Origin of the sequence: Qipengyuania benthica, from assembly GCF_030717865.1 — a bacterium.
In the GTDB taxonomy this organism is placed as follows: Bacteria; Pseudomonadota; Alphaproteobacteria; order Sphingomonadales; family Sphingomonadaceae; genus Qipengyuania; species Qipengyuania benthica.
In genome coordinates, this window is record NZ_JAVAIL010000003.1 from 207,063 (window position 1) to 218,192 (window position 11,130).

Sequence of the window (11,130 nt, forward strand, 5' to 3'; positions counted from 1 at the left end):
AGAGCTTTTCGTCGACGTTTGGCAGTCGAGCAACGACGAAGCCCCGGCGATGGCAGCAGGCGCAGGAAACAGTCTCTGGGTTCAGGATTTCATTCGTGACGCAGCGCGTCGATCGGATCCAGTTTCGAGGCCCGGCGGGCCGGATAATAGCCGAACATTATGCCCATTGTGGCCGAGAAGACGAAGCTCAGAATGTTGATCATCGGATCGAACACGAAAGGCACCTCGATCAGCCCGGCCAGGCTCCACGAGAACAGGAAGGCCAGGCCGATCCCCAGCAGGCCGCCGAAGCAGCACAGCACCACAGCCTCGGTCAGGAATTGCAGCCGCACCTCGCGCGCCAGCGCTCCGATGGCGAGGCGGATGCCGATTTCGCGGGTCCGCTCTGTCACCGAGACCAGCATGATGTTCATGATCCCGATCCCGCCGACCAGCAGGCTGATCGAGGCGATCACCGCCACCATCGCGGTCAGCGCGCCGGTCACCGCTCCCAGGGCCTGATTGACCTGCGCGGTGTCGATGACGTTGAAATCATTGTCGGTTCCGACCTGCAGCAACCGTCTCTCGCGCAGCAGTTCGACCAGCGAATCCTGGATCGCGGCGGCGGAGTAGGCGCTGTCGTATTTGATGACGAAGCTCTGGATGTTGTCGCTGCCCGTGAAGCGCCGCTGGACGGTCTTGAGCGGCATCATCACCACATTGTCGGCGTCCTGGCCGCCGCCGCCCTGCCCCCGTTCCTCGAGCACACCGGTTACGGTGCAGGACACCTGGTCGAGCCGCAATTGCTCGCCCAGCGGGCTGACTCCCGGGACGAAGATCGCCTCGACCACCTTGGGGCCGACGAGGCACACGTTCCTGCCGCCGCTTTCTTCCTCGCGGGTGAAGGGGCGCCCTTGCGCGATGCCGATCGACTGGGCGCGCAGGAAGGCGTTCTCGACTCCTTCGACATTGGTCTCCCAGTCCTGTCCATTGTAGAACGCCGTGGCGGGCGCCGAGACGCTGCCCGCCGCCTCCACCACGCCGGCGATCTGGTTGCGGACGGCTTCTACATCGGCGCGATCGAAGGGTCGCGGTGCGCCCCGATCGCCGCCGGTCGGAAAGACGATGAAGACATTCGAGCCGAGCGAGGAAATCTCCTCCTTGACCGAGGCGGTCACCCCATTGCCCAGCGTCACCATGGTGATGACCGCCGCGACACCGATTATGATGCCCAGCGTGGTCAGGAACGAGCGCAGCAGATGCCGCCGGATCTCGCGAAACGACAGCAGCAGGGTTGCGCCGAACATCCCGAACATCAGCGCGCCGCCTCGGCCTTGGCGAGATTCCCGCGCTCGACCGACTCCACCAAGCCGTCGCGGAAGTGGACGATGGTGTTGGCGAAGGCAGCCATTTCCTTTTCATGAGTGACCATCAGGATGGTGATGCCCTCGCGGTTGAGCCGGGTGAGCAGCTCCATGATCTCGATCGAACGCTCGGTGTCGAGATTGCCGGTGGGCTCGTCGGCGAGCAGGACATCGGGCTGGGTCACCAGCGCGCGGGCGATCGCGACGCGCTGTTGCTGCCCGCCCGACAGTTCCGCCGGCGTGTGATCGGCCCAGGGGCCCAGCCCGACCTGATCGAGCGAATGCATCGCCGCCGCGCGCCGCGCCTTCTTGCTCTCGCCGCGATAGAGCAGCGGGAGCTCGACGTTTTCGATCGCGGTGGTGCGCGACAGCAGATTGAAGCCCTGGAACACGAAGCCGAGATATCTGCGCCGCAGCAGGCTGCGCTGATCGCGGTTCAGCGACTGCACCTCGACTCCGCGAAACCGGAAGATCCCGGCGGTGGGCACGTCGAGACAGCCCAGAATGTTCATCGTCGTCGACTTACCCGATCCAGAGGGGCCCATGATCGCCACGAAATCGCCGCGCTCGATCGTGACATCGACGCCCTTGAGCGCCTGGAACGCCGCCGCGCCCTCGCCGAAGGTCTTGGTGATGCCGACCAGTTCGATCAGCGGCGCTTGGCTCATGGTGCGTCGGCCTCGATCCCGGTCACTACCTCCATGCCCGCCTTGAGCGCGTCCGAGCGAACCACCGTAAGCCGTCCGTCGCTCTGTCCGGTCACGACCTCGATCGCCTCCAAGGTGCCATCGGCCTGCGGGACATAGACCTGCTGGCGACTGCCGACGCCGATGGTGGCGCGCTGCTCGTTCTGTTCCAGCCCGATCGAGGGATTGAGAACGCCGCCGCCTTCATCCTGTTCGGCATCCTCGGGGCGAAAGCGTAATGCGCTGTTGGGAACCAGCATCCGCCGTCCGGTGCTCTGCGTCGCGATGGTCGCAGTCGCGGTCATTCCCGGGCGCAGCAGCCCCTGCGGATTGTTCACCGCAAGCCGCGCCTCGTAGCTGACGACCGCATTGGCCCGCGCAGAAGGATTGGCCTGCTGGCTCGCCTCGGAAGCGGTGTTGCTGCTCGCCTGATCGACCCGCTCGACCACCGCCGGGAAGCGGCGACCGGGATAGGCGTCCACGGTGAAGCTGGCTTGCTGCCCTTCCTCGACCTGCCCGACATCGGCTTCGTCGATAGCCACCTGCAGCTGCATTTCCGACAGATCCTCGGCGATGATGAACAGGGTGGGCGTGCTGAAGCTGGCGGCAACGGTCTGGCCGGGCTCGACCTGCCGCGCCAGCACGATACCAGCGACCGGCGAGCGGACAACCGCACGGTTGCGGTTCGTCACCGCAGACGAGAGCTGCGCCTCGGCCGCGCGCACGCTGGCCTGCGCGGATGCCACGGCGGCGCTCCCCCGCCGCACCGCAGCTTGCGCCTGCTCGAGTTCGACCTGGGAGGGCACTCGGCCGCCGGAGATCTCGAACACCTCTCGGAAGCGTGCGAGCTGCGCGCGGTCGACCTCGAGCGTCGCGCGCGCTTGTTCGACCTGGGCCCGCGCGGCGTTGAGATTGGCTCGAGCCTGGGTGATCTGATCCTCGATCACATCGGTGTTGATCTCGGCCAGCACCTGTCCGGGGACGACGCGATCGTTCACATCCACCAGCACCCGATCGATGCGGCCCGATACTTCGGAGCCGACCTGCACCTGATTGGTCGGCCGCAGATTGCCCGTCGCCGTTACCGTCAGATCGAGCGAGCGCAGCACCACCTCCTCGGTGATGTAGCCGGGCGCCTCGTCGCCGCCGAAGCAGCGCGAAACCATCAGCACGAGTATCAAAAGGATCAGCGCCGGCAGCCAGAACTTCATCCAGCGCCGCCAGCGCGGGCGCGGCTTCTCGCCGAGGAACGCGTCGAGTTCGCCGCTTTCCGCGGCCGGGCTAGTGTCGCTCATCGCGGGTTTCCTTCGTCCATATCGTCGAGTGCGCCTTGCCAGCCGCCGCCCAGCGCCTGGGTCAGGCGAACGAATGCGGCCGCGCGCTCCACTGCGCTCGATGCCAGCGAATTGCGCGCCGAGAGCAGCTGGTTTTCCGCCAGCAGCAGCGTCTCGAAATCGATCAGCCCGGTTTCGTACTGGCTGCGCGCCAGGATCGCCGCGTTCTCGGCGGCTTCTAGCGCAACCGCGAACAGCGCGACCCGCGCACGCGCTGCGCGCAGATCGACCGCAGCGCTTTCCACATCCTCGAGCGCGAACAGGATCGCCCGCTCCCAATTGGCGAGCGACGCTAGCGCGGCGGCCTCGGCAGCGTCGATCTGTGCCCTTGTGCGCCCGCCGTCGAAGATCAGCTGGCTAATCCCGGCGAAGAGCCCGCCGGTGATCGTATCGAACAGCCCGTCGAAGCCGATCGAACCGGTTCCGATGCTGCCGGTCAGCTGCACCAGCGGCAGCAATTGGGTCCGCGCCAGCCCGATGCGCGCGCCATCGGCGATCAGCGCCGCTTCGGCCTGGCGCACATCGGGTCTTTGCCGCAGCACCGCGGCGGGGGGCGCGAAGCCGACAGCTGCCGGGGGAACCGGGATTGTGCTGGTCTCCGCCTCGAACAGCGCCAAGACGCGGCCCGGCGGCTCGCCGATCAGTGTGGAGAGGGCGTAGCTAGTGGTCGCAAGTTCGGCTTCCAGCGCCGGAATGATGGCCGCCGTCTGCGCCCGCTGCGCGCGCGCCTGCTCGACATCGAGACTCGAGACCAGCCCCGCGTCGCGGCGCCAGACCGCGATCTGGAGATTGTCGTCCTGGATCGCCAGCGTTTCGCGCGCGATCTCCAGCCGCACTGCGACACCGCGTGCGGAGACGGCGGTCTGCGCCACCTGTCCGACGATCAGCCGTTGCACATCCGCCAGCGCGTATCCCGCCGCGGCGAGTTCGGCGCGCGAGATCGCCACATTGTAGCCGATCCTGCCGAACAGATCGATTTCCCACTGCGCATCGGCGCCGAGCGAAAAGCCGAAATCGTCATCGGCGAAATCGCCGAAGTCGCGCTGGACACCGGCATTGCCATCCAACCGGGGCAGATAGGCGGCCCGCGCCTGCCGCACGCCCGCCCGCGCCTGCGCGAGGCGCGCAGCGGCGACAGCGACATCACGGTTTTCCACGATCGCCAGTCTGACGAGCTCGGCAACCAGCGGATCGCCAAGCAAGGTCCAGTATTGCGCAGTGTCGAGCGTAACCGGTGGCGGGTCGGCGACCCAGGAGCGGGGAACCGCGACAGACGCCTCGGGCGCCGGTTCCAGACCTGGCGAAGTGGCGCACGCCGCCAGCACCAGGGAAAGGCCCGCGACCACTGCAATTTTTCCCTGCAACCCCGCCCCTCCTTCGCCCGAAATGCTTATTAAAGACTTGGCGGTTCAAGGAAACACTTATCTGGTTGCAGTCATCGATGAATTCATCCGCTTCGGTTGCTATGCTGCAGTGTCGCGACCATGCGCCGCGCGCGCTGTGCCGACACCGCAAGGGTGGCAGGGCGCGAGCCCGCTGCTAAGAGCAGCTATGCCCGACAGACGCACCATAATTCAGGGTCTGGGCGCACTGCCGCTCGCCCTGGCCATGTCGGGAGTTCCGGCGGCTGCCCGAACGGCGCGCAAGCCGCCCCGCCTGCGTCCGGGGGACACGGTCGGCCTGGTCGAGCCCGCTGCCTTCAGCGACGATCCAGAGCAGATCGAGGCGGTTAAAAGCACTATTCGCGCCATGGGGCTGGTCCCGCTCGTGGGCCGCCACGTAGGGACCCGCCACGGCTATCTCGCGGGTACCGACCGGCAGCGCGCCGCCGACCTCGACGCGATGTTCGCCAACGACGAGGTGCGTGCGGTGTTCGCGGTACGTGGCGGCTGGGGCAGCGCGCGGCTGCTTCCCCTGCTCGACTGGAAAACCATCCGCGCAAATCCCAAGCTGCTGATCGGATTCAGCGACATCACCGCGCTGCACCTCGCCTTTGCGGCGCGGGCGGGTTTCCCCACGATCCATGCGCCCAATGCGGGTGGCAGCTGGCCGGAGATCAGCTGGAACAGCCTGTGGCATCTCGCCTTCGCCGGGGCCACGCCGACCTTCCGCAACCCCGCCGCCGACGCCGGCGATCCTACCGCCCAGGAGCGCTGGCGCACGACCGCCATCCGTTCTGGCAAGGCGCGCGGGCGGCTGCTGGGCGGCAATCTCTCGGTCCTCACGGCGCTGGTGGGCACCCCATGGCTGCCCGATTTCGATGGCGCGATCCTGTTTCTGGAGGATACCGGCGAAGCCGAATACCGCATCGACCGGATGCTGAGCCAGCTTGCGCTGTCCGGCATCCTCGGCCGGGTCGCGGGGGTGGTGTTCGGCCGGTGCACGCGCTGCACGACGGGCGGCGAGGACTACCTTGGCTTCACGATTCCCGAATTGCTCCAACACTATTTCGCCCCGCTCGGCATTCCGGCGTTTTACGGGGCGAATATCGGACATGTCGCCAACCAACTCAGCCTTCCCGTCGGCGCGAAGGTCGAGATCGATGCCGACCCCGGGACGATCCGAATACTGGAGCCGGTGGTCGCCTAGAGGGTCTGCCCGGCGATGACCCTGGGAGACCCAGGGGTGGACGATGTTCAGAGGCCGAACGGAAAGGTTTCCGCCGCGCCCCCATGGGGTTCGTGTGCCCTCAGCGGCTGTAGCGCTTGCGTCTCGTCGAACCAGCAATACCCGTCGAACTGTCGCGCGAGCACCGCTTCGCTGTAGTGACTCCAGCGTTCGGTCTCGGGGCGGTAGATAACGCCGATGAACCGCTCGAGCAGCGGCTCGGACAGCCGCGACGCCAACGTGGGATTGTCGCCCAGATCGAGCAGAAAGCGCTCGACGCCGCTGTCGTGGCACAGGCGTTCATAGCTGTCGCGACGCGAGGGATTGACGGCTTTGACTTCTCGCTCGCCGTCCCAGTCGGTCGCGGCGCTGACGGTGCCGCCATGGGTGCCGAAACCGATCAGCGCGACATCGTCGCCCCATCGTTCGCGCGCCAGCTGCCCGATATTGTGCTCTCCACGCACCGCGCCCATCTCGGTGGCACGGGCGTCGCCGATATGGCTATTGTGCGCCCAGACCACGGCTTTCGCCTGTTCGCCGCCCCTCTCGAGCAGGTGCTCCAGCGTGTCCGTCATATGGCTGTCGCGCAGATTCCAGCTTTCGGGGCCGCCGTAATACATGATCCGGTAGTAGCGCTCGGCCGAGGCGATCAGGCGCGCATTCATCGCCGCCGAGAACGATCCTCCGCCGTCCTCCAGCGCTCGCTCCAGTAAGTCGCGGCATTGCGCGGCGACCGCTTGCTCGCACTCGGCATAGCCCTTCCGCAACGCGGCGCGTCCGTAGGTGGCAGGATCCGCTTGCCAAGGGGTCAGACAGCCGTAGCGCTCGCGCGCGATGGCCGCCGCTTGCGGATCGTGCTCGTCGAGATAGGCGAGAACCGATTCGATCGAGCCCGACATGTTGTAGATGTCCAGCCCGTAGAAACCGGCCTGATCTTCCGGCGCGCGGCCTGCATTGATGCTGCGCAAGCTCTCGAGGAAGCCGGGCATGACGGTGTTGCGCCACATCCATGTCGGGAAGCGCTCGAAGGGCGGCGAAGCGCCCTCGCGCGGCTCCTTCCCGCGGATGAAGCGGTCGTAGGCGGCGGCATCGGGCCAGTCGCCTTCGACGGCGACGATGGTGAACCCGTGACGTTCGACCAGGTGCCGGGTTATCGCTGCGCGCGCGGCATAGAATTCATGGGTGCCGTGACTGCATTCTCCCAGCATGACCACGCGCTTGTCGGCGTATCTGTCGAAAGCCGCGGGGAAGTCCGGATCGGTTATGTCGGGAAGCGGGGTGCAGGCCTCCGCGATGGCTTGCGGCAGCGGCATGTCCTGCATTCCCCGATGATCGGAAGCCGCGCGGGTGCCGTTTTCGGGGACCACGCCTTCGAGCAAGGGCACGAACCGAACCGGAGTTATATCGCGGCTGCTCCAGCTGTCCTCGCCCGTACGGACGATGGACTGCAATTGCTGCACGCTCTCCTCGCCCACCGGAATGACCAGAGAACCGCCGATCCTGAGTTGCCGCTTGAGCGCTTCGGGAATCTGAGCGATGCGGGCGGCGACCAGAATGGCATCGAAGGGCGCCTCATCGGGCATGCCCCTGATCCCGTCCCCGGCAACGATCGAGCAATTGTCATAGTTCAGAGAATCGAGACGCTCCCGCGCTTTGCGGGCCAGCACCTCGTGGCGCTCGATCGCAAACACGCGGTCGGCGATGCGCGAAAGCACGGCGGCGGCATATCCCGAGCCTGCGCCCACTTCGAGGACCCGGTCTCCGCGTTTTACATCCGCCGCATCGATCATGCTCGCCACGATATAGGGCTGGCTGATGGTCTGCCCCTCGCCGATCGGCAAAGGGCCGTCTGCGTAGGCGAATTCTTCCATGCCCGGTTCGACGAACGTCTCGCGCGGAACCTCTCGGAACGCGGAAAGAATGGCCTCGTTGGTGATCCCGCGCGCGGCGATCTGGCGATCGACCATTGCGCTTCTCTGGTGGCTTGGATCGGTGCTCATCGCTCGAGATTCCCCTTGCAGCAGAAGTAGACAAGCCGTGGGTCAGACGGCGATTCCGCACCGGGTTGGCCAATTCGCAACCACCACGTGCCGCAAACGCCGCCGTTGGAACTAACCGTCCGGCCGGAAAGCGAAAACCGACATACCCCGCGTTGTTTCAACCGGTCCGGGCCGCTCAGCGGCGCAACTGTCCGCGGATCGCCCCATTGGGGTATTCGGCATTGTGGACGTTGACGTAATATCCGCTCGGATTGGCCTTGATCCGATCGATCACGGCATCGGAAGCTGCCGCACAACCGCTGACTTCTCCGCTGGCGGGGGCCTCGAGAGGAACCACCGGCGGACCCGCCTCTCCGGCCGCTCCGACGTGGATATGCGCGGCCGTGGCCGGCGCTATGCCCGTAACGGCGATTTCGTAGCAAACCTGCTCGATCTCATCGACGATGGAAATCTGCGCCATGCCGCTGCCATCCGGATCGCCCGGACCCGCCACCTCTGCAGCCCCGGTAAGGCTTGCCATATAGGTCGTTCCCACTGCGCTTGCCGCGGGCTCCGCGACAGTTTCACAGCTGGCCAGAGCCAATGCGGCGCTCGAAATCAGCGCCAGTTTCGCGATCGGTCTGATCATCTCGTCCTCCTTAGGAAGCATCCCGTCCTAAGTCGCTCGCATAACCGCCCAACCGGAGTGGCCAGCGAATGTTCCGCTATTCACCCCAGAAGGAAGGTCTTGCGCCCGGAAGATGAACTCCGGTTTGCGCTCGACCGGATTTCCCAGACGCCGTCGTTGGTCCGCTTCAATGTGCACAGACTGCTCCCGTCGCACCACAACTCGACCGATTGGTTGGAGGCCTCGGACTGAGCAATCGATATAGCTTTGGCGGCGGTGGCGGCCTTGAATTCGATGTCCTTGTGAGGACCAAACCGGTCATCGAAGAATTTGAGGCGATAGGTATGAATAGCCGGCTCACCTGAATGGGTATTCACTGCATCTTGATAGCTCGACCGCTGCATGTGATTCTCCTGCCTTAGCGAGCAGAAGATGCGGGACCCACGCGTGGAGCGCCATCTCAAATGTTTGAATCGGGGTTTTATTTCCCAATCGGATCCCGTTCAGCTGCGTTCTGGTTGTGACATGCTGCGTCCGCCTACAGACGTCAGCTCGGGAACAGCGCCGCAATCGCGGCGTCGAAGGCGAAGGGTTTCTGGAGGATCGGCCCCATCTTGCGCTCCTCGGCCAGACTGCTGCTGTCGTAGCCGGTCACGAAGACGAAAGGTACATCGTCTTGCGTCAGTCGCTGCGCGACGCGGGCGCTCCTTTCGTCGCCCAGATTGACGTCCAGCACCGCTGCGTCGGGCGATCCGCCATCATCGAGAGCCTCCAGTGCCGCCGAGACGCTGGCGAAGGGGCCCAGCACCTGCGCTCCGGCGGTTTCGAACTGGTCGGCGATATCGAAAGCGATCAGAAACTCGTCCTCGACGATCAGCACGCTCTTGCCGGCGAGCCGGGAAGCGCTCGGTTTGTCAGACATGCAGGTTGTGCTCTCCCTTCAGGCGCAGCTCGATCGTACATTCAAGCCAGTCGGCACCGAACGCGAGACCGGTTTTGGCGTTCAGCTGGTGAGGAATGGCCCGTTTGATCAGCGCAAAGCCGAACCCCGCGCCCAGTTCTGCGTCCGCAGCGATCGAAATTCCCTCTTCGCGCCAAGTCAACACCAGCGAGCGCGACCGCCCTTCCCCGACGCTTTCCCACCCGACCTTCAGCCGACCGCCATCCTGTTTGAGAGCGCCGTATTTGCGCGCATTGGTAGCAAGTTCGTGCAGCACGAGGGCCAACGTCTGCACGGTCGTCTCGCCGACGCAGACATGCGGTCCAGCAACGGCGATCCGATCGTCGAGGCGATCCGCCGCCATTGCCTCGAGCTCCAGAGTGATCAGGCGCTCCAGAGTTATCGATTCCTGATGCGACTGCGACAACAGGCCCTGCACGCGTGAAAGCGCCTGTAGCCGGCCCTGCACCTTGCTACGCAGCTCGCCGGGCAGCGAAGCGCCCCTGAGCGTCTGGCCGATGACGCTGTCGACCACGCCGATGAGATTTCGGGTCCTGTGCTGCAATTCGGCGACCAAGGTCTGCTGTTCGGTCTGCAGGCGGCGCAACTCGTCGATGTCGGTGGCCGTGCCGAACCATTCGTTCACCGCGCCTTCCTCGTCGAGTGCCGGTGCGGCGCGGAGCTGGTGCCATTTGTAATCGCCGGCGGCATCCCTGATGCGGTATTCGCCCTCAAGCGGGGTCTCGCCGTCGACGCTGCTCCACGCCTCGATCGCCGCCGGACGGTCGTCGGGATGCAGAGCATCGAGCCACCCCCTCTTCAGGCTTTCGCCTCCGGACTGGCCGGTATAATCCTGCCATTGCGGGCTGGCCCACGACCAGTTCCCGCCTGCAGTCGAGCGCCACACCAGCTGCGGGATGCCCTCGACCAGAGTGCGCAGGCGCAGCTCGCTGGCCGCCAGCCGGCGCTGTTCGGACCGGCGTTCGCTATCGGTCTGCATCCGATCGACGGCCGCCGCCAGCAGATTGGCGTAGGTTCGCAGGAACGAGATATCGTCCTCGTTGAAATCGCGCGGCTCGCGGCTATCGACCTGCAAAATCCCGAAAGGCGGCTTTTCATGACCCCCGATGATTATGACGTTGACCAGCGCCCGGACGCCGTTCTCCTTCAGGAATTCGGCGAATTCGAACCGGTCTTCGGTAGCGATGTCGCGGGAAATGACCGGCGCGCCCGTGTCCAGCGCGCGGCCTTCCGACGAACCTGGATCCCGGCTCAGACACACTTCGCCCACGACGCCCGGTTTCCAGCCCACTCCGGCGCGCACGAACAGGAAGTTGCCGTCGTCGCGCAATTCCATCACTTTCGCCATGTCGGTGTCTAGAGCCTCGCTCACCAACCGGCAGGCCTCGGTCAGGATCTCGTCGAGATCCTCCGATTTCAGCGAGAGCTCTCCGAAGCTGGCGAGCGCGGACCGCTGCTGAAGCAGGGCGGAACTGCGCTGGTCGGAAGAAGATTTCACAGCGCCAGTTCCGCAGCCATGCGGAACCGGGCATTCGAAGAGCAACCATAGCGAATCATTGCATAAGTTTCGATTACCCAGCCGACATTTTCAA

Annotated in this window: 10 protein-coding genes; 1 reads left to right on the top strand and 9 read right to left on the bottom strand. The window is 65.3% G+C overall.

The window, feature by feature from the left end:
- Positions 1-89 precede the first annotated feature (89 nt).
- The 4 genes from Q9K01_RS09990 to Q9K01_RS10005 are packed head-to-tail and all read right to left on the bottom strand — an operon-like array spanning position 90 to position 4,727.
- Positions 90-1,286, bottom strand: coding sequence for an ABC transporter permease (locus tag Q9K01_RS09990; RefSeq protein WP_305930480.1), 1,197 nt, complete (start codon positions 1,284-1,286; stop codon positions 90-92).
- Positions 1,287-1,294: 8 nt separating this feature from the next.
- A complete protein-coding gene (locus tag Q9K01_RS09995) occupies positions 1,295-2,011 on the bottom strand; it encodes an ABC transporter ATP-binding protein (protein WP_305930104.1) in 717 nt (238 codons plus the stop codon).
- Positions 2,008-3,324, bottom strand: coding sequence for an efflux RND transporter periplasmic adaptor subunit (locus Q9K01_RS10000; RefSeq protein WP_305930105.1), 1,317 nt, complete (start codon positions 3,322-3,324; stop codon positions 2,008-2,010). The genes Q9K01_RS09995 and Q9K01_RS10000 overlap by 4 nt, the downstream gene beginning before the upstream one ends.
- The gene (locus Q9K01_RS10005) at positions 3,321-4,727 is read right to left on the bottom strand and encodes an efflux transporter outer membrane subunit (protein WP_305930106.1); all 1,407 of its coding nucleotides are present in this window, start codon (positions 4,725-4,727) and stop codon (positions 3,321-3,323) included. Before Q9K01_RS10005 ends, Q9K01_RS10000 begins: the two co-directional genes overlap by 4 nt.
- Before the next feature lie 187 nt (positions 4,728-4,914).
- Between Q9K01_RS10005 and Q9K01_RS10010 the strand changes: the two genes are divergently transcribed.
- Positions 4,915-5,952, top strand: coding sequence for a S66 peptidase family protein (locus Q9K01_RS10010; protein WP_305930107.1), 1,038 nt, complete (start codon positions 4,915-4,917; stop codon positions 5,950-5,952).
- Positions 5,953-5,999: 47 nt separating this feature from the next.
- Here the strand turns inward: Q9K01_RS10010 and Q9K01_RS10015 are convergent, their stop codons facing one another.
- The 5 genes from Q9K01_RS10015 to Q9K01_RS10035 all read right to left on the bottom strand — a co-directional run bounded on the left by Q9K01_RS10015 (position 6,000) and on the right by Q9K01_RS10035 (position 11,036).
- Complete coding sequence (locus Q9K01_RS10015) at positions 6,000-7,970, bottom strand: protein-L-isoaspartate(D-aspartate) O-methyltransferase (protein WP_305930108.1); 1,971 nt, start codon at positions 7,968-7,970, stop codon at positions 6,000-6,002.
- Positions 7,971-8,145: 175 nt separating this feature from the next.
- Positions 8,146-8,598, bottom strand: a complete 453-nt coding sequence (locus Q9K01_RS10020) for a CHRD domain-containing protein (protein ID WP_305930109.1) — start codon at positions 8,596-8,598, stop codon at positions 8,146-8,148.
- A gap of 80 nt (positions 8,599-8,678) precedes the next feature.
- Entirely contained in the window at positions 8,679-8,981 is a 303-nt protein-coding gene (locus tag Q9K01_RS10025; RefSeq protein WP_305930110.1) for a hypothetical protein, read from the bottom strand.
- Positions 8,982-9,124: 143 nt separating this feature from the next.
- Positions 9,125-9,499, bottom strand: a complete 375-nt coding sequence (locus Q9K01_RS10030) for a response regulator (protein ID WP_305930111.1) — start codon at positions 9,497-9,499, stop codon at positions 9,125-9,127.
- Entirely contained in the window at positions 9,492-11,036 is a 1,545-nt protein-coding gene (locus Q9K01_RS10035) for an HWE histidine kinase domain-containing protein (protein WP_305930112.1), read from the bottom strand. The genes Q9K01_RS10030 and Q9K01_RS10035 overlap by 8 nt, the downstream gene beginning before the upstream one ends.
- Positions 11,037-11,130 lie beyond the last annotated feature (94 nt).

What these genes read in the sequence shown, in the direction of transcription:
- Q9K01_RS10015 (WP_305930108.1), bottom strand. Translation starts at nt 7,970, where the DNA reads ATGAGCACCGATCCAAGCCACCAGAGAAGCGCAATGGTCGATCGCCAG.
- Q9K01_RS10000 (WP_305930105.1), bottom strand. Translation starts at nt 3,324, where the DNA reads ATGAGCGACACTAGCCCGGCCGCGGAAAGCGGCGAACTCGACGCGTTC.
- Q9K01_RS10025 (WP_305930110.1), bottom strand. Translation starts at nt 8,981, where the DNA reads ATGCAGCGGTCGAGCTATCAAGATGCAGTGAATACCCATTCAGGTGAG.
- Q9K01_RS09990 (WP_305930480.1), bottom strand. Translation starts at nt 1,286, where the DNA reads ATGTTCGGCGCAACCCTGCTGCTGTCGTTTCGCGAGATCCGGCGGCAT.
- Q9K01_RS10030 (WP_305930111.1), bottom strand. Translation starts at nt 9,499, where the DNA reads ATGTCTGACAAACCGAGCGCTTCCCGGCTCGCCGGCAAGAGCGTGCTG.
- Q9K01_RS09995 (WP_305930104.1), bottom strand. Translation starts at nt 2,011, where the DNA reads ATGAGCCAAGCGCCGCTGATCGAACTGGTCGGCATCACCAAGACCTTC.
- Q9K01_RS10010 (WP_305930107.1), top strand. Translation starts at nt 4,915, where the DNA reads ATGCCCGACAGACGCACCATAATTCAGGGTCTGGGCGCACTGCCGCTC.
- Q9K01_RS10020 (WP_305930109.1), bottom strand. Translation starts at nt 8,598, where the DNA reads ATGATCAGACCGATCGCGAAACTGGCGCTGATTTCGAGCGCCGCATTG.